This window comes from Pseudobutyrivibrio xylanivorans, from assembly GCF_008935055.1.
In the GTDB taxonomy this organism is placed as follows: Bacteria; Bacillota; Clostridia; order Lachnospirales; family Lachnospiraceae; genus Pseudobutyrivibrio; species Pseudobutyrivibrio xylanivorans_A.
This window is the reverse complement of record NZ_CP043028.1, coordinates 737888-757270: the sequence shown is the minus strand read 5'-3', so window position 1 is coordinate 757270 and position 19383 is coordinate 737888. Positions and strand designations below refer to the sequence as shown.

General features: G+C 38.8%; 15 protein-coding genes. 14 read left to right on the top strand and 1 reads right to left on the bottom strand.

Annotated elements, in window-relative coordinates:
* From FXF36_RS03340 to FXF36_RS03315, 6 genes are all read left to right on the top strand, one after another.
* Window positions 1-954 carry a glycosyltransferase family 2 protein gene (locus FXF36_RS03340; protein ID WP_151622466.1) on the top strand — a complete coding sequence of 318 codons (954 nt, stop codon included), beginning with the start codon at window positions 1-3 and terminating at the stop codon, window positions 952-954.
* A gap of 91 nt (window positions 955-1045) precedes the next feature.
* On the top strand, window positions 1046-2851 hold the full coding sequence (locus FXF36_RS03335) for a hypothetical protein (protein ID WP_151622465.1): 1806 nt from the start codon (window positions 1046-1048) through the stop codon (window positions 2849-2851).
* Window positions 2852-2968: 117 nt separating this feature from the next.
* Entirely contained in the window at window positions 2969-3499 is a 531-nt protein-coding gene (locus FXF36_RS03330; RefSeq protein WP_151622464.1) for a hypothetical protein, read from the top strand.
* Window positions 3500-3575: 76 nt separating this feature from the next.
* Window positions 3576-4982, top strand: a complete 1407-nt coding sequence (locus FXF36_RS03325; RefSeq protein ID WP_151622463.1) for a hypothetical protein — start codon at window positions 3576-3578, stop codon at window positions 4980-4982.
* A 50-nt stretch (window positions 4983-5032) separates the two neighbouring features.
* A complete protein-coding gene (locus FXF36_RS03320; RefSeq protein WP_151622462.1) occupies window positions 5033-5677 on the top strand; it encodes an acylneuraminate cytidylyltransferase family protein in 645 nt (214 codons plus the stop codon).
* 16 nt (window positions 5678-5693) lie between these two features.
* The gene (locus FXF36_RS03315; RefSeq protein ID WP_151622461.1) at window positions 5694-7280 is read left to right on the top strand and encodes an aldolase catalytic domain-containing protein; all 1587 of its coding nucleotides are present in this window, start codon (window positions 5694-5696) and stop codon (window positions 7278-7280) included.
* Window positions 7281-7313: 33 nt separating this feature from the next.
* Here FXF36_RS03315 and murJ read toward each other — a convergent pair whose 3' ends face one another.
* Complete coding sequence (murJ, locus tag FXF36_RS03310; RefSeq protein WP_151622460.1) at window positions 7314-8846, bottom strand: murein biosynthesis integral membrane protein MurJ; 1533 nt, start codon at window positions 8844-8846, stop codon at window positions 7314-7316.
* 120 nt (window positions 8847-8966) lie between these two features.
* Here murJ and FXF36_RS03305 point away from each other — a divergent pair, with 120 nt between their 5' ends.
* Genes FXF36_RS03305 through FXF36_RS03270 form a run of 8 tightly spaced genes read left to right on the top strand, consistent with a single transcriptional unit; the run spans window position 8967 to window position 19382 of the window.
* On the top strand, window positions 8967-10400 hold the full coding sequence (locus FXF36_RS03305; protein ID WP_167511275.1) for a hypothetical protein: 1434 nt from the start codon (window positions 8967-8969) through the stop codon (window positions 10398-10400).
* A gap of 5 nt (window positions 10401-10405) precedes the next feature.
* Complete coding sequence (locus FXF36_RS03300) at window positions 10406-11443, top strand: bifunctional glycosyltransferase family 2/GtrA family protein (protein ID WP_151622458.1); 1038 nt, start codon at window positions 10406-10408, stop codon at window positions 11441-11443.
* Between the two features lie 3 nt (window positions 11444-11446).
* The gene (locus FXF36_RS03295; RefSeq protein ID WP_151622457.1) at window positions 11447-13324 is read left to right on the top strand and encodes a hypothetical protein; all 1878 of its coding nucleotides are present in this window, start codon (window positions 11447-11449) and stop codon (window positions 13322-13324) included.
* Window positions 13325-13355: 31 nt separating this feature from the next.
* Window positions 13356-14249: an LbetaH domain-containing protein gene (locus tag FXF36_RS03290; protein ID WP_151622456.1), complete on the top strand. Its 894-nt coding sequence runs from the start codon at window positions 13356-13358 to the stop codon at window positions 14247-14249.
* Window positions 14250-14257: 8 nt separating this feature from the next.
* Window positions 14258-15784: an AMP-binding protein gene (locus tag FXF36_RS03285; RefSeq protein ID WP_151622455.1), complete on the top strand. Its 1527-nt coding sequence runs from the start codon at window positions 14258-14260 to the stop codon at window positions 15782-15784.
* Entirely contained in the window at window positions 15774-16001 is a 228-nt protein-coding gene (locus tag FXF36_RS03280) for an acyl carrier protein (protein ID WP_151622454.1), read from the top strand. The genes FXF36_RS03285 and FXF36_RS03280 overlap by 11 nt, the downstream gene beginning before the upstream one ends.
* Window positions 16001-17134: an alanine racemase gene (locus tag FXF36_RS03275; protein ID WP_151622453.1), complete on the top strand. Its 1134-nt coding sequence runs from the start codon at window positions 16001-16003 to the stop codon at window positions 17132-17134. The genes FXF36_RS03280 and FXF36_RS03275 overlap by 1 nt, the downstream gene beginning before the upstream one ends.
* Window positions 17118-19382: a YfhO family protein gene (locus FXF36_RS03270; protein WP_151622452.1), complete on the top strand. Its 2265-nt coding sequence runs from the start codon at window positions 17118-17120 to the stop codon at window positions 19380-19382. The genes FXF36_RS03275 and FXF36_RS03270 overlap by 17 nt, the downstream gene beginning before the upstream one ends.
* Window position 19383 lies beyond the last annotated feature (1 nt).

Here is a 19383-nt window from a genome sequence, read left to right as displayed (position 1 = left end):
ATGAAACCAACTTTATACATAGTTATTCCTTGCTATAACGAAGAAGAGGTGTTGCCGATTACAGCTCCTTTATTCTTAGATAAAGTTAAGGAACTTGTTGAACTTGATAAGATTTCAGATAACTCACGTGTAATGTTCGTCAATGATGGTTCAAAGGATAACACATGGAACATCATCAAGGATCTTGCTAAGCAGGATGAGCATTATGTTGGTATCACTCAGAGCCGTAACCGTGGTCATCAGAATGCAGTTCTTGCAGGGCTTATGGAAGCAAAGGAGCTCTGCGATATTACAATCTCTATCGACTGCGATGGACAGGATGATATTAACGCTATGAACGAGATGGTAGATGCCTACGCTGATGGATGCGAGGTAGTTTACGGCGTTCGTAGTAAGAGAGATACAGATACATTCTTTAAGAGATTTACAGCTGAAAGCTTTTACAAGCTTCTTAACAGCATGGGGGCTGAGGTCGTTTACAATCATGCTGATTATCGACTTGTATCAAGCCGAGTCCTTAATGAATTTGCAAATTACAAGGAGGTAAATATCTTCCTTAGAGGAATGTTCCCACTTGTAGGCTTCAAGAGCACCAGCGTTTATTATGAGCGAAACGAGCGTATTGCAGGCGAGAGTCATTATCCACTTTCAAAGATGCTTAGCCTTGCTTTTGATGGCATTACATCACTTAGCATCAAGCCTATCAGAGTGATTACTGGAATGGGTATTTTCGTCGCATTTATAAGTTTGATTCTTATCATTTATTCAATAGTTCAGCACTTCGCCGGAAATACTTTAGGTGGCTGGACAAGTACAATGATTGCGGTATGCTTCCTTGGTGGTATTCAGCTTATTTCTCTTGGAGTAATTGGAGAATATGTGGGAAAAACATACATGGAGACAAAGCAGAGACCTCGCTATATCATCAGCGAAAGAACCTACGATAAGGAATAGGGTATTAAAAGAGTATAAGTAGTAATAAGGCATTTTAGAATAATTAGTCGTTTAAGAAGGAGAAGCTGAAATAGTGATTAATTGTGTTAGAGTGTTTATTAACGAAATTTATCAAAGGACAGTGGTGTTTTTATCCACTGTCTCTTTATCTGTAATTTTCTTTTTTAGTTTAATTTCCACCTGCTATAGAGCAAGCGACAGCAGAGAGATAACATACTTTTGCAGGGACTCCAAGATTAAAAACATTATTTTTATTTTAGTATTTTTAGTTCTATATTATGTTGTTCATAAGCTATCTCCACTGCAAAAATTTAAATCAAAGTTGAATGATGACGCATTTTACAATCAGGCAAAAAAATATATGCTAAGAGTTATTTTTTTGATATGTATTGTATGGGTTTTGGTTACCCAATTTCTTCCAGGTTCTGATCAGCTTGACGTAATTGATTGCGCTTACAAGCTGCATGCAGGTGAATATAATATGTTGGATCCAGGAGGATATTTAGATAGGTGGACTAACCAAATTGGTCTTGTTCTTATAAATTATTTTTTATCTAAATTTTGGGGATATTTTAATATCACAGCCTTTCAGGTGTTAAATGTTGTTGGATTAACATTGCTTTACAAGATGATTGTAGAAGTCTTGGAAGAAAATAAAGTGTCAAGACTTACACAGATTGAATTACTAGTAAGTGGAATAGTATTTTTCCCATTTTTAATGTACACATCATTTGTATATGGCACGATTTGGCATATGACACTGTCAATGGTTGCCTTTTATAATGTGGTGAAATATTTAAAAGACAGTAAGTGGTGGAGGATATTGATCTCCGCAGTCACTATGGCTTTAGCTGTACAGGTAAAGAATAATGCCTGGATTTTCTGTGTGGCTATATTGATATATTTATTATTGAGCATTGTTAATAATGATGATAATAGATTGAAAAAATCTTTTTATATTATATTTATATTGTCTGTAAGCATTATGGTAGCTAAATTGCCAGCATACTATATCGAAAAGCTTACAGGTTATGTATTAAATCAGGGCGTAAGTAGTTGGGCATTTATTGCCATGGGACTGCAGGAAAGCGAGGAAGAATATCCTCCTGGTTGGTGGAATGGATATAACAATCAAACCTATGAACGTGTTGGATGTTATACAGATAAACAAGCTGTTTTAGCAAAGAAAGAAATAGAGAATAAGCTGAAAAAATTCGCTAATGACAAAGCCTACGCCGTAAGATTTTTCTCAAAAAAATTAGCCTCAATGTGGGCAGAACCAACATACCAGTGTTACTGGATTAACCAAATTAGAAATCATAGGGTCACTTATTCAGACAAGATGACAAATGCCTTTAGTGCAGAAAACTATACTAAGGCTGCTGATATTTTGGACTACATTCAAACATTAATCTATTTGGGCTCATTACTTTGGTTAATATTTGAGTCAAAAGAGGATTTCAATACTCGCTCCTTTTTTATGCTAACATTTCTAGGTGGATTTATTTTTCATGTTTTTTGGGAGGCCAAGACACAATATTCTATCGTATATACGATTATGCTTTTACCATGCGCTGTTATGGGATTTGAAAGATTAATAGATCATTTAGATGGCATAAAAGTTAATGGTTCTGAAGTCCTGGACAGAATGGTTATTATAAGAGAATTAGTATGCTGTGTATGCCTAATAAGTGTATGTATCGCATATAAAAAATGCGGCGAGGGATGTCTTACTTCAGATGATAATTTATACAATGAATACCTGGCCACATGGGTACAACCATACACAAACGAGAGTATGTTAGACATTGCACATATTAAGGCTGATAAGGAATACGATGAGGGTATGTTAGTATTTCTAAATCACTTGCTGGAAATTAATGGTATAACGTATTAATATTATAGATTTTTCATACAAAAATCTTGATTTGGACACAAGTTTAATATAGACTCAAATGTAACAATGACAATGGTGTGCGGCTTAAAGTTTAGACTATTGGGAAAGGTGGAGATTATGAAGAAATTTAAGGTAACAAAAGTACTTTCGGTTGTATTGGCGGTTGTTTTTGCGGTATCTACATTCACAGTTGGTAGTGAGGCAAAGGTTCACAGTGCAGCAGCAGAGCAGCAGCGTGAGCTCACAGCAGAAGAGATTGCAGCTATCAGACCGATGTTTAAGGCTGATCAGTATGCAGCATACTATCCAGATGTAGTTAAGGTATTAGGTGAAGATGAGGAGGTATTATTTACTCACTTTATCACTAACGGTATTTGGGAAGAGAGACAGCCAAGTGTAGCATTTAATGTAGATGTTTACGCTAGCGAGAACTATGATTTGCAGAGTGCATTTGGAAATGATATCATTGCTTACTACATGCACTATGCTACAACAAATGAGTACAGAAGAGTTCCTGCTCCTGCAGATGCACTCAGAGCTGGTTTCAAGATTTACAGCGTTTATGATTTCGTTCAGGGACAGGTTGGACCACAGAAGGGTGTTGCTCCAGTATTAGCACCTGATTATCATCCAGGTATTGTACTCTAAAACTAATTATGATAAGAAGGGGTTTGGCACTGCGCTGTCAAACCCCATTTTTACGTAGAACAGAAAGGTTAGACTAATGTTATCTCCAACTATAGAAAATTTCCTCGAATTCGAACGAAAGTATAAGTGCAACAGCATACGTATATACGATATTCCGGTTTGGACACTTTATCGTTACGAGGTTCATAATACAATAAAAAAATACACAATAGGAAAGGGCGAAGGTAGCCAGACTCCTTTCAAAAAAAGCGAGCTCTTTGCGATGGCACTTAATGCGCTTAAGCCTCTTCCTAGAAAAAAGGTAGATGTTATTTTTGTTGCAGATGGAAGACGTAACAGAAATATAGATACTGGCGTGTATGAGAATATTTTCTTTGACGAAGTGTCGAAGAAATTTAACAGTATTCTACTGGAACATCCAGATAATCACACTCATTTGCAGCCAAATGGAATGGATAATGTGTTTTTTACAGACAGAGTTTCCTTCTACACCAACATCGCTGTAAAGCTTTCAACTAAGTTCAATACAAAGAAGAGACAGGCTTATACCAAGGCGGTTGAGGAGAACTATGGTGAGATTTTCAAAGCCATAGAGACAACCTTTGGACCAGATGTATATGATGAGCTTGTGGAGGGATTTGTCGACAGAATGTATTATTATGAGATTAATAAGAAGTTCTGTGGTAAAATCTTAGACAGGGTCCAGCCTAAGCTGATTATGGAGCTTTGCTATTTCTCAATGGAAAGCTTTGCCTATAGTGCACTTGGAAAGGAAAGAGGCATTCCTACAGCTGAATATGCCCACGGCTTTTCATTCCCTTCATGGACACCAGTGCAGTTTAATCCAGAGGATAACTCTGAAGTGTTACCTGACTATCATCTGGTATATTCACGTACCCAGGAGGATGTTGTACATATGCCTTCTAATGTGAAGGTGCTTACAGTGGGCTTCCCATTTTTTGAGAGGGAGAGAGCAAAATATAAAGCAAAGTATCCAAAGGATGATAAAACCATCTGCTTTATGTCTACTGAGCGCGAGGGCGTGGAAATCAGTAAGATTGCAGCAGCTGTAGCTGATAAAATCGGTGATGAATATCATATCATCTATAAGCTTCATCCAAAGGAGTTTAGCTTCTATAAGGAGAAGTATCCATGGCTTTTGGATAAGAAGGTTGATATCATAGATACTCTTGATAATCACATCTTCAGATATCTTGCTGAAAGCAAGGTGGCTATCAGTACAGTGTCTGCCTCAGTATGGGAGTCTATAGGCTTTGGATGCGGATCTATTCTTCTGGATATCAGAGAGGTTGCAAAGGATATGGCATTCCTCATCAAGGAAGAGGGCGTTACTTGCGTTAACGATCCAGATGCAATTGTAGACCTCATTAAGAACGATAAAGTTACTTATGTTGACCCTGATAGTATTTTTGAACCAAATGCTATGGCTAATATTTGTAATTTTATTAAAGAATATATATAAGAATTAGTTATAATTTTTGCTAGCTAACATATAGAATTGGAGATAGGAAAATGAAGATAGTTGCAATCATGCCAATCAAATTAATAAATGAGAGATGTCCAGGTAAGAACACAAGACTTCTTGGCGGAAAGCCTCTTTTACAGCACGAGCTGGACAGCCTGAAGTCTACAGGCCTTTGCGACAGCATCAATGTATACTGTAGCTCAGAGGATGTTGTTCCATTTCTTCCTGAAGGGGTAAATTTTGTTAAGCGCCCAGAGGTGCTTGATTTACCAACATCAAACTTCTCTCAGATCTTTGAGACCTTTATGAACACTGTAGATGCAGATATTTATGTTTATGCACATGCCACAGCTCCTTTCATCACAAAGGAGACAATGGAAAACTGTATCAATGCAGTTAAGTCAGGAGAATACGATTCGGCATTCTGCGCACTTAAGCTTCAGGATTACTTATGGCAGGATGGCGAGCCATTAAACTTTGATGCTACAAATGTTCCAAGAACACAGGATTTAAAGCCTATATATCAGGAGACATCCGGTGTATACGTATTTACGAAGGAAGTATTTGAAAAGAAGCATCGCAGAATTGGAGACCACCCATATGTAAGCGAGGTTTCCTTTAAAGAAGCCGTGGATATTGATAATCCAGAGGACTTCACACTTGCAGAAAAAATTGTAGACTTAGAGCTATAATTTCGGAGGATTTTAAATGAACAGAATTAAGGTTTTAGATGTAACATTACGTGACGGTGGATGTGTCAATGATTTCAATTTTGGCACAGACTATATGGAGAAGATTCTTGCAGCTCAGGAAGCAGCAAATATCGATATCATCGAAATGGGATATATCGATGACAAGGATGGTTCTGAGAACGGCAGAACAAAATTCATTAACGACACATTTATCAAGGAGGCAATCCTTAAGTCTAAGAAGCCTGGTCTCCAGTATGTTGCAATGATTGATTATGGTAAATTCGATGTAAACAATCTTGCACCTAGAGGAGAAGATACAATCGATGGTATTAGAATGGCTTTCCACAAGAAGGACCGTTTTAATATGCTTGAGAAAGCTAGAATCATCATGTCCAAGGGATATGATTTCTATATTCAGCCAATGATTACAATGAGATATTCAGACGCTGAGCTTTTAGAACTAATTGAGACAGTAAATAAAGAAATACCAAACGCTAAGGGATTTTACATTGTAGATAGCTTTGGAGAGATGCGTCCAAACGATATGGAGCGTATGTTAAACCTTGTGGATTACAACCTTGACAGAAATATGATGCTTGGTTTCCACTCACATAACAACTTACAGCTTTCATATTCAAATGCTATTTCAATGCTCCAGTTCCCTACTACAAGAACTATCATGGTAGACAGCTCTATCATGGGAATGGGTAAGGGGGCAGGAAACCTTAACACAGAGCTTTTACTTGAGCACCTTAATCTTTTCTACGGTGGTGAGTATGTTATCCAGCCACTTTTAGATGTTATTGATAAGGTTATCAACCAGCTTCACGACGAGTTTTACTGGGGCTATGCACCAGAGTATTACTTATCATCAGCTAATCACTGTACACCAAGCTATGCTAGCTACTATTTCAACAAGCATATGCTTCCAATCGACCAGGTAAGCGAGCTTTTAAATATGCTTGCTGAGGAAAAGAAAATTTCCTTCGATAAGGCTTATGCAGAGCAGGTATACATTGAGTACAACAAGAGCAAGACTGTTGATGATACACAGGCTGTTGAGGATATTAAGAACCAGATCGGAGGCAAGAAGGTACTTCTTGTTGCTCCAGGTAGAAGTATCAAGGACGCAGCAGATAAGATTAAAGAGCTTGTGGCAGACGATGATGTATTCTCAATCGGTCTTAACAGCAATATTGACATAGCTTTTGATTATCTTCTTACAACAAGAACAGAGGCTTACAGCGCAGCTGTAGCAGGAAATAAAAATGTTATCGTACCTTCAAATATTTCCAAGGGTGGACGCGGAAACGTAAAGGTACTTGATTACAGCAAGTGGATTAACGTGGATGAGCAGGCCAGAGATTCTGCGACAGTAATTTCACTCAATCTTCTCAAGAATTGCGAGGTAAAGGAAATTCTTCTTGCAGGCTTTGACGGTTTCTCAGTTGATATTAATGAGAACTATTTCGATGCTTCCATGAGACATCCATACAATGCCGAGGAGGCGCAGAAGAGAAATCAGTATCATAAGGAATTATTTGGAAAAGTAAAGGAAGAGGGCGTTAAGCTTACATTTATCACACCTTCTAAGTACGAATAAAAATGAGTAAAGAAAATGGTTAGGGGCAAAACCCTAACCATTCTTTTTTATCTTAGCTAATACTCTTTGTTTGATCATATTAACTTCTTCAATTTTTAATCCAAGTAAAATCACTCCGTAAACAGATAAACCAATAAATGTCGACAAAAGGAAGATTACAAGGTTGCCTGTAAAGAAGTGCTTAATTTCATAAATGATTAGCATCAGTACAAGGGATCCAGGAATCTGTTTAAGCAGTGTAGGTAAAAACTGATGAACGTTGTAATCAGGAATGTGCGTCTTAACCATGTGTGAATTAATGAAGAAATTCACGGTAAGGGAAATCGAGCTGGCAATTGAAACACCCATAATACCGATGTATCTGGAAAGGATGATACTGGCGAGGATATTGGCAGCTACGGCGAAGAATCCGGTAATCATAGGACGCTTTGTATCCTTGAAGGAATATAAAACGCGGATGATGATGTCTCTGACACCAGAGCTGGTAAAACCGACTGCGTAACCGATAAGTGCGGCAGAGGTCATAACAAGTGAACGTTCATCAAAGTTTCCTCTGCGATAAGCAATTGCAACAATCTCACGGGAGCACATACAGGTGATGATTGTAATTGGAATCATGATGCAAATCATGGAGTTTACGGCAAATCTCATTGTAGAGTTTAGCTTTTCTTTATTACCCTCAGCAGTGTAATTTGAAAAGTTCACATAAAGGATATCTACAACGTTATTGATAAGTACATTACATACGAAATCTTCAAGTGAAACAGCAAGTGTAAGGGCTGTGGCAGCACCGAAGGCAAGACCGGTACAAATTGAATTATCTACAATCTTATTAATCTGGTTTACTGATCCTCCAATACAGATTGGCAAAGCAGTAAGAAGAACTGTTTTAACCTCGGGCACCTCAGATATTTTTGTGATAGTAAATTTAAAATATCTGCGTCCACGGATGAGAAGCAGTGAACCAAATATAATGTAGCTGATGTACTGAGCAACAACCAGTGATGAAACAGCAAGTGTTCGATATAAAAGGACACAGGAAATAATTGTTACCGTGCTGGTGATAAATGATTCAGTACGGCTAACAACGAAATCCTTGTTGGAATCCATCAGGGATGTCCAAATAAGGGTGATTACAGCAAAGATAAAAAATGGATAACAAATATGAAGATAATGCTGTAATAAAAGTGATTCCGAAGGTGTGTAGGAAGGCGCAAGCATCTTTGCAATATAAGGTGTAAGCCCATATGAAAGAAGCATTACTACCAAAACTACCGGAAGCAAAATCTCCAGACAGGCGGAGATAAGCTTTGAAGCAGCCTCTTTACCTTTATTTACAAGCGTATGTGTGTAAATACTGATAATGGAAAGGGTGATGGATTTGATAAATGCAGAACCCAACATTCCTACGAAATTAAAGGCTACGTTATATATATCTGTCTCAAAGGTGGTGCCGAAGTAGTAGGCAATAACAGCCTGCTTTACAAAGCCAAGAGCCTTGAAACAGAGGGTAAGAGCAGAAATCACCGCGGTAGTGGCGATGATGCTTTGTTTTTTCTTAGTCATTTCGTCCTCCGATTAATTTTCATTAAGGCTAATTATACACTTAGATACTAGCATAAGCAAAGATAATAGTATAAAATAAAATGGACTATGGAAAGTAATATAAACAAAAATGAGGGCACAATGGGAGAATTATTTGAAGAGAAAAAGGGCATAATACATTTCCTGATTGCAGCGGTTATTTTGGTGTGGACGGTGGTCACACTTCAGTACGGCTTGCCCGCAGAGGAGAGAGGCCTTATGGCCCTTTATAAGAGCATCTATCAGGGACAGCATGGCCTTGTGGATGGCTGGGAGTCAGTACAGACAGGAGGTCTTCTCACATATCCACTTATTGCGCTTTATTATCAGGTTCTTCAGCCTCTTTTTGCGGATTTATCCTTAAATATAGGCTTGGTGCTTTTTATGAGATATTGCTACATCCTTGTAAGGCTTATCGTGGCGATATACGTATTCTGTACTTTCAGAAATAGTGATTTTGAGGATGGAGCATTTCCAGCGGCGCTTTTATATTTTACCTTCATCTTAGGCTGGAAGGATTTTTCACATCACACCTTCTGTGATTTTGGAATGATGCTCATCATCTGTTTTATCATGAGATTTTATGATAATAGAAAACCGGTATATGCTGCGCTTACAGCACTGACAGCAAGCATTACTGTGGTGGCATATCCACCTATGCTTATTATGGCAGTATTTTTAGGCGCGTATTGGTTGCTTATGTGTATAAAGGATGAGGCTCCAAGAAGCACCTTCATCAGTTACATGATTATTTGTATCCTGCTTGGAATTGCAGTGGTTTTATACTTACAATTCACTGTAAGCTGGGGAGATATCCTAACTCAGCTTCCAGCCATGATAAACAAGGATAATCCAGAACCTATGTATATACGTTTTGGGCAGACAATGGTTAACTACCTGTGTCTTGCTGTTATCGCATATCTTCCAGTTTGCATCATAAGAATCTGGGACAGACTTAAAGGAATTTCAGAGGAAACAGAAAGAGCACTTTTCACTTTATACTTTATAGTATTTATGGGTGCTACTTTCCTTTATAAAACAGATGGAATTGGAGCAAGCCAATTAGTGCCAGGTTGTCTGATTATCTTTTTCTGGTTCCCATATTTTATGAGAGAGAAGGAAGTTAGCAGCTATACAAGAATTGGTTCTTACAGAAACGCAGGCGCTGAAACAAAGGTGATTCTTTGGACTATCTTTATATTTTCAGCGGTTGCACAGTTGATTTGGGCATTTTTTGCTGAAGACGGTGTGGCTGTAAGTGGTCACATGGCGCTTTATGTAGTGATGATTATGATACTTCTTTTTGCAAAGGAAGAAGTGGAATACAGAGGATTGATTACAATATTGCTTCTGTTAAGCATCTTCTTTAATGGTATATGGGTAGCAAATGGCAACGGTAGTTTTTCACATGTATTTAAGCCTATGTACTACACTACCAGAGGAGACGTACAAGGAATTGCTCTTGAGGAGCAGGATTTCTTCACATATGAGGAAGAGATGGAGCTTTTAGAAGAGTTAGATAGTAATGGAGAATAAATAGAATGAAGAAACAACAGTTAATAGTTATACCAGCGTATCAGCCTTTGGAGAGCCTTGTGCCTCTCACAGAGGAGATTCTTACACTTTTTGAGAACGTTTTGGTAATAGATGATGGCGGCAAGGAAAAGTATGCACCTATCTTTAATAAGCTTAAGGAGATGGGAGCGATTGTTGTCACACATGCTGTTAATCAGGGAAAAGGCAGAGCCTTAAAATCTGCAATTAATTATGGACTTCTTAATCCTGAGCTTGTAAAGGCTGGTATTATCACCGTGGATGCTGATGGACAGCATCGTCCAGAGGATATTGTAAAGGTGGCAGACTGCATGGAGCAGCACCCAGATGATGTGGTGCTTGGCTGTAGAAAGTTTGATACAGGAAATGTGCCTTGGAGAAGCCGTATGGGAAATGGCATTTCCCGAAAGGTATATAAGTGGGCTTGTGGTATCGATGTAAGCGATACACAGACAGGACTTCGCGGGCTTCCATTTAGCTTCCTTGAAATCGCAGCAAAGTGCGAGGGAGAAAAATACGAATACGAGACAAACATGTTCCTCGACATGAAAGCAAATGGCATTGGTGTTCAGGAGGTTACAATCCAGACTGTATATGAGAACAATAATGAGTCTTCTCATTTCAATCCAGTTAAGGATTCAATTCGTATATACAGTATTATTATCAAATATTCATTCTCATCGCTGTTTTCAGCATTGATTGATTATATTGTATTTATCATTGCTCACTCATGTGGCGCAAAGATCATGCTTGCTACTTACATAGCAAGAGCCTGCTCATGTCTTGTAAACTTCTCTTTGAATAAGAAGATGGTGTTTAAGGGCGAGGGCAACACAGCAGTGGAGCTGGCAAAGTATTTGGTGCTTGTAGTGATTTCAGGAACAATCTCAGGCTGGGCTGTTACTAATCTTTCAGCAATGCTTCCTATGATTGCACCAGTAATCATTAAGGTTCCAGTTGAAATCATTTTGTATCTCTTTAACTACACTGTTCAGAGAACTATTATCTTTAAATCCAAGGAGTAAAAAGTGGTAGCAGTTGTATTGTTTATAGCTGTAATCTGTAGCTTTAGTTTTTTTGCAGCATTTAAACTGAATAGAACCTTTGAGGAGACTCTGCCTCTTTTGGCAATGGGAATCATTCTGATTTTATTTTTAACAGGAATGATAAATATCCTTGGCGCTGGCTGGATTATCGTTTGTCTGGTAGCAGCTGTTTTGTACGGCTACACTATTTACTGGATTATACGGGGCAAGTCAGAGGTTTCGATAAAGGATTCGATATTTAATCTGGTTACTCCGGGATTTGTTGTATTTGCCATTATTTCAGCCATGATTGCTTATTACAATCAGGACAGATTGGCGATACATACTGATGAGTTTTCCCACTGGCTTGACACAGTGGTTATAATGACAAGGATGGATGCCTTTGGAACGGCAGAAGGTTCCGGAGCAATATTCCCATCTTATCCACCTGCCATGTCACTTTTTCAGTATCTTTTGGAAAAGATAAACATGACGGTCACAGGTGACTTCTCAGAATGGAAAGCATATTTTGCTTATCAGCTATTGGCAGTAATTGTCATGCTTCCATTTTTGAAGATGAAGGACAGAAGTCTGGTGCAGAAGCTTGTTATTGTAATAAGCTGGCCGGTATGTCTGATTTTACCATTGCAGTTTTTCAAGGATGTTTATTCATCCCTTTATATTGATCCGTTCCTTGGAGTGCTTGGTGGATGTGGCTTTGCTGCTGTTTCCATTACAAAGAAAAAGGACTGGGTTTACAATGTCTACATGACCATGCTTGCAGCAGTGCTTGTATTATCAAAGGATGTTGGAATATACCTTGCCATGTTTATTGGCTTGTATTATTTTGTTGATTACATTTCCCGAGAGGGATTTGGAAAGAAGCAGCTGGTGTGGCCACTTGCGCCGATTATTGCTATGGCTGCAGCAAAGCTTCTTTGGAAACTGGAGTTGAAGGTTTCAAATACAGGGCAGAAGTTCAGCCAGCCTTTTAATTTAAAGGGCACCATTGAAACAATTCAGGGAAACGGAAATGAATTCTGCACTACCGTATATACGAATTTCAGAAATGCTCTCACATACAGATACGTATATTATGAGAGACTAGGCTTTAATTACGCAGCGATAATGACACTATTTGTGATTGGATTTATCTGTTTGCATGTGAGTCTTTATAAGCGCAAGCAGTTAAATAAGTCAGCTGCTGTTTCGGGAGCAGTTATTCCCGGAGTTGTAATTGTATTTTACATTCTTTCAATGTTTCCACTTTATATTTCAAGATTTGCAGAGGATGAGGCACTGAACCTTGCTTCCTTTGACAGATATTGTGGAATCATGTTTTTAACTGGAATACTTCTGATGTTCTGGACGCTTAGGGATATGCTTATAGATGCAGATGGCAAGGTGATTCCTGTTGTACTTGCTTTGGGAATGCTTACAAGTGTTTATCACAGCCAAAAGGACAATATAGTTTACTATACCAGCAAACAATCAGTTGAAGATTCTCAGAAATATAGATACAATGTTGATTTGCTTGCGTCAAAGATTAATGAGAACTGTGAGGATAATGCCAGAATCCTTGTGGTTATAAATGATGGTCAGGATATTATTCCAGCCATGTTAAATACATTTTCAAAGCCAAGGGTAATTGATCAGAGTAATGGATATTTCCCAAACAATACACCTGAGGATGGAAGTTCTATTATTAGTGTGGATGATCTTCAGGCAATTATCACTTCAGAGTTTGATTATGTGGCTGTGTATGATATAAATGAATGTCTGACAACAAACTACATGGAGCTTTTTGAAGAAGGCAATATTTTATCAGGTTCCATTTATACATATAATAAGGATGCTGGTAAATTGGAATTATATAGATAGGTATAATCAACTTTTTAAATGAGGTAAGATTATGTTAACAGCAGAAGAAAAAGCAAAGTTTATAGAAACCCTGAACGGCACTTCTTATGTCGGAGAGCCAGTTGATAACACATTTATGTTTATCAAGAAGCAGGTTGAACACCTTGGAGCTTTCCTAGAGGGACATAAGGATTGTCTTGTTTTTGCAGAAGACAATATCACTTTTTCAAAGGAGATTCTTGAGAATAATCACGTGGTGTTCTGTGAGTATCCTCAGTACGAATATGCGTTATTTGCTATGGAGTACAGAGATGTGAGAATGCCTCTTCCAGAGTTCTTTGAAGAAGAAGGCTACTACATCACTTCAGATTCTACCATTGGCGAGAACTGCACAATTTACCCGGGCTGCTTTATCGGACCTAACGTACATATTGGAAACAATGCACTTATTCTTCCTGGTTCAAAGATTAAGCATGCTACAATCGGTGACAACTTCCTTTGCAATGAAAACGTTGTTGTAGGATGTAATTCCTTCACAAAGGCTAAGGATCCAAATGGTGATTTGATTTCTATGCCTTCACTTGGACGAGTTGTTATTGGAAACAACGTAGAGCTTGGCGCTTGCGATGTTATTGAGCTTGCTACTTGTGGTGATACAGTTATTGGGGACAATGTAAAGCTTGATAACCTTGTTAGTATTGGACATGAATCTGTCCTTCATAAAAATGTATGTATGGCTGCACAGGCTACACTTGCAGGTTTCGTAGATGTTGGAGAGAACACATTTATCGGCGTAGGCGCCAACGTAAAGAATCGTATCAATATTGGAAAGAATGTTACAGTTGGTATGGGCTCAGTTGTTGGACGAGCAGTAAAAGATGGCGAAACAGTATTTGGAAATTTGGCAAAGCCTATTCCAATTTTAAAGAAGAGTTTTCAGAAGTAGGAAAGAAAATGAAAAATATATTAGAATGGCTAGAAAATAGCACAGAAAAATATCCAGAAAAAACAGTATATTCAAATTTAGACTACAGTCTTACATTTTCACAGGTTAGCGACATTGCAAAGAGTGTTGGCTCTGCGATTTTAAATGCTAATCTTCCAGAGGGTCCAATTGCAGTAGTGATGGGCAAGGAGCCAAAGATGATTGCCAGTTATCTTGGTGTGGCATACTCAGGAAGAATTTATGCTCCTGTGGATGTTACACTTCCTATCAAGAGACTAGATTCAATCTTTACAAATCTTGAGCCACAGGCTGTAGTAACAAGCGAGGCTTTAAAGGAAAAGGTTCAGGGAATCTTAGAGCAGGTAGGCAAGGCAGATGTGAAGGTTCTCACAGTGGAGGAGCTTGAAAAGGCACCTGTTGATCAGCCAAAGCTTGATGAAGTAAGAGAGAAGATGACAGAGTTAGATCCTCTTTACATCATCTACACATCAGGTTCAAGCGGAGTACCAAAGGGCGTTATTGCAAGCCACCGAAACGTAATCTGCTACATCAGAGCCTATGTAAAGGTTATGGGAATCACAAATGAAGATATTCTTGGCAATCAGTCGCCACTTGATTACATCGCAGCAATCAGAGATATCTACATTCCATTATATACAGGCGCATCATCATTCCTTACCCCAAAGGAATTCTTTATGCAGCCTAATAAGCTTTTTGATGCATTAAATAACGCGGGTGTCACATCAATCGGATGGACATCATCATCAATGACACTTTTGGATACACTCCATGCCTTCAAGAACGACACACTTAAAACTGTAAATAAGGTGTGCTTCTCAGGCTCAGTTATGACAAAGCCAGTTCTTGAATACTGGATAAGCAATCTTCCAAATGCACTTTTTGTAAATCAGTATGGTCCTACAGAGGCTACAGCTTCTTGCACATACTATGTGGTAGATGAGCATACAATGGATTACGAAAGTGTTCCAATCGGAAAGGCTTATGATGATTATAAAATCATCCTTATCGATGAGGATGGTAAGGAGCCAGCAGCAGGTGAGCTTGGTGAAATCTGTGTTACAGGTCCAACACTCGCACTTGGTTACTACAAGAATTTAGAGCGAACAAATCAGGATTTCATTCAGAATCCGCTCAATAACAGATATAGAGAGCTGATTTACAAGACTGGTGATGTGGGCAGGATTCTTCCTGATGGAAATATTGAGTTCCACGGACGTAAGGATCGCCAGATTAAGCATATGGGACATCGTGTAGAGCTTGATGAAATCGAGGCAGCAGCATCTAATATAGCCGGCGTTGGAGAGAACGCTGTAATTTATGATGCAAAAAATGAAGTTCTTGTGCTATACTATGTTGGCGAGGCAACAATTAAGGAGCTTTCTGCGGGCTTAAGAGGAATCATTCCAGGTTTTATGGTGCCTAGAAAAATGATTAATTTAGAAGCCCTTCCAAAGTTGCCAAATAGTAAAATAGATTTAAAGGAACTTGAAAGGATGTATAGTAATGAAGGATAAAGTTCTTGATATTTTAGAGGGCGTAAGGCCAGACATTGATTACGCTACAGAGGATAATTTAGTAGACGGCGGTGTTTTAGAGTCTTTCGACATCGTTGCAATTATTGCACAGTTTGAGTCAGAGTTTGATATTGAGGTTGAGCCACAGTATCTTACAGCAGCACACTTTAATTCGCTTGATGCTATGGTTTCATTAGTGGAGACATTAAAGAAATAATGATTAATACACCAGCATATATTTTTAACATCGATATATTGCAGGAGAGAGTGGACAGAATTAAGTCCCTCATCCCAGAAATAGAGTTAACCTATTCAATAAAGGCTAACCCTTTTTTGGTGCCTTATATTATTGATATGGTTCGTCATTTGGAGGTTTGTTCTCCTGGCGAGCTTTCTATTTGTAAGGCCGCTTCTGTTCCACCTGTAAAGATTATTTATTCAGGTCTTTTAAAGGAAGAATGGGATATCACAGAGGCTGTTGAGTACGGCGTGGATATTATCACTGCCGAGAGCCCTCGTCAGCTTCGCCTTATTGAAAAGGTATGCGCTGAAAAGGATTGCCATGCAAAGGTACTTCTTCGTCTTACCAGTGGAAATCAGTTTGGTATGGATCAGGACACAGTTGTTGAATTATTGAAGACTCTTTCAGAGTATCCACACGTGGATTTTGCAGGCATTCACTATTTCTCAGGCACACAGAAGGTGCGTAGTGCTAAGTTCGAGGCAGATAGGGCTAATGTTCATGGGCTTTTTGATGCTGCAAAGGAGCTTGGTATCAGCATAGATTTCCTAGAGTTTGGTCCTGGAGCAGGTATCGAGTATTTCGATTCACCTTCTGATGATAAGGATTTTGAGAATTTCGCAGTTGCCATGGAAGCTATCACAGATTTCAAGGAATCTGTTAAGCTTGGTATAGAAATGGGCAGATTTATCGCCAGCACCTGTGGACGTTTTGAGACTACAGTCAAGGAGATTAAGCCATCAAAGGGTGTTAACTATGTAATCGTGGATGGTGGTATCCATCATCTGAATTATTTTGGTCAGATTCAGGGTATGAAGATTCCTGAGATTTCCGTTAGCACTACAAGACCAGCAAAGGATAAGTATTGTATTGTTGGTAGCCTTTGTACTACTGCAGATGTGCTTGTTCGCGAGGTTGAGCTTCCTTCTTTAGAAGAGGGTGATGTGCTTACCTTTAATAGATGTGGTGCTTATTCTATTACTGAGGCGCCAAATCTATTCCTGTCCCGTCGTATGCCTTGCGTTTATGCAGAGAGCAAGGATATGGGTCTCAAACTTTTAAGAGAAGGAATGGAGTCATATCGATTTAATAATGAGTACGAAAATTAAAGACTTCTTTAAAAAGGATTTTGTAAAATCCGGAATAATTTGTTTTATAATAGCTTTTCTCTCTTTTTTACCTTTTGTAATTAAGGGAGAAGGCTTTTTTGTGTTAACAAACGATTTTAACGACCAGCAAATCCCATTTACCATTGGCTTGCACAATGCACTTTTAGATAGTGGTATCAGTGGTTTTAGCTGGGATATTGATCTTGGTACATCTACAATGGATGGATTCAGCTTTTATGAGCTTGGAAGCCCATTCTTCTGGCTTAGTATGCTGTTCCCAGCAAACGCTTTCCCATATATCGTAGCCTGGATATTCATGCTTAAGTTTTCTTTTGCAGGTGTTTTCTCCTGCCTATACCTTAGAAGATTTGTAAATGACAGTAAGTGGGCAGTGCTTGGCTCAGTGCTCTATGCATTCTGTGGCTATTCACTTGTAAACATGGTTTATTATCATTTCCACGAAGCGATCTGTTTCTTCCCGCTTCTTCTGATAGGACTGGAGCGTTACAAGGAGAAAAAGGATTATAAGTTCTTCGTCTTTACGATATTTTTAAATTGCATAGTTAATTATTTCTTCTTCGTAGGAGAAGTAGTTTTCCTTGTAATTTATTATATTTGCAGATTTGGAAGCCGCGATATCAAAGCAATGGCAATGGATGCCATAAAGTGTGTAGGTTGCGGAATCTTTGGCGTGGGTATGGCTGCAATCATATTTGTGCCTAATATTATTTTTGTATCAGGGAATCCACGTACAGGTAATTTCAAGGGCTTTCTGTCAATGCTGACAACAGACCTTAGCGAGTACATGTACATCATTAGGAACCTGTTGCTGCCAGGAGAACCTATGACTGTAATGAGTTCTATCTATGAGACAAGATTTTCAAGCCATGGTTTCTACTTTCCAATGATAGGTCTTGGGATGGTTATTGCTTATCTGATCAAGAAGAGAGACTGGCTGTCAAAGATTATTATTTGCTGTGCAGTGGCATGCTTTATTCCACTTCTCAGTGATTTGTTTTATTTATACAGTGCGGCTCAGATGCGATGGTGGTATATGTTTGCACTTATGGCTGTACTTGCATCTATTAGAATGCTGGAGGAACCAGATGCTAAAGCTGTGAAGCTTGGTACGGGAATCTATATCTGTTTTATCGCTATATTTATTGCAGTACTATTTGCTTTCAATGCAGGCCAGGTGGGAGACAGAGTATGGATTAATTCATATATAAAATTATTTGCATGGATTACCATAGCTGTTGGTGGAGCTATTCTCACAGCTATTTTTGTAATCAACGATAGTCAGGTTTATAAGAGAATGTTTGCAGGTACATCAGCATGTGCTCTTGTACTTCTTGCTTCTGTGATGTTTTTCTACAGAGGAAGTGCCTGGATGGGATATCAGGCCTATAAGCAGAGATTTCTTGTTGGAACTCAGTTGGAGCTTCCTAATAATCAGTACAGACTAAACGATACTATGAATCTTATCAGCATGACTGCACATGTAGCAGGCTTTACAAATCAGTCTTCTACAGATACAAACAGCATTCGTGATTTTGAGGATTTATTTGATTATTATTCTCAGGAATCGGCTATGCCCAAGAATGAAATCCCAGGACTGGCTGAGCTGTTGGCAGGTAAGTATTATCTGTCCTTTGATCCAACTGGAACATGTATAGCAGAGTATCCTACAAACCTTGAGACTATGTATCTCATGGAGCGTGGAGCATGTCCAATTGGTTTTGCAGCGGATTCTTACATCACTGAAGAAGAGCTGAGAAGGCTTGATGTAAATCAGAGAGCCATTGCTCTTTTGGATAGCGTGGTTATCAGTGAAGACGAGGTTTCTAAGGAGCAGTATGCTCAGGTGGCAGGTGATTTGCCTGAGAAGAAGGCTGAGAATATTGATTTTGAAACATCAGTAAATGACTATGTGGTGGAACACACCTATGGAGCTGTTCTTGGTTTTGAAAAGGATGGCCATGGCATGAAGTGTGTCACTGGATATGATAAGGACACTTATGTATATTTTAGTGTTCCTTATGACGCTGGCTGGACAGCTACAGTGGACGGGCAGGAGACAGACATCATTGTGTCCGGTGGCATGATGCTTATAAAGGTACCTGCCGGAGAACACAAGGTGGTATTCGATTATGTGACACCAGGGCTTAGAGCGGGTGAAGCTATTTCCGCAGTGTGTTGGATAATCTTCCTGTTTTTTACATTACATAAGAGAAATGGTAAAATCTAAT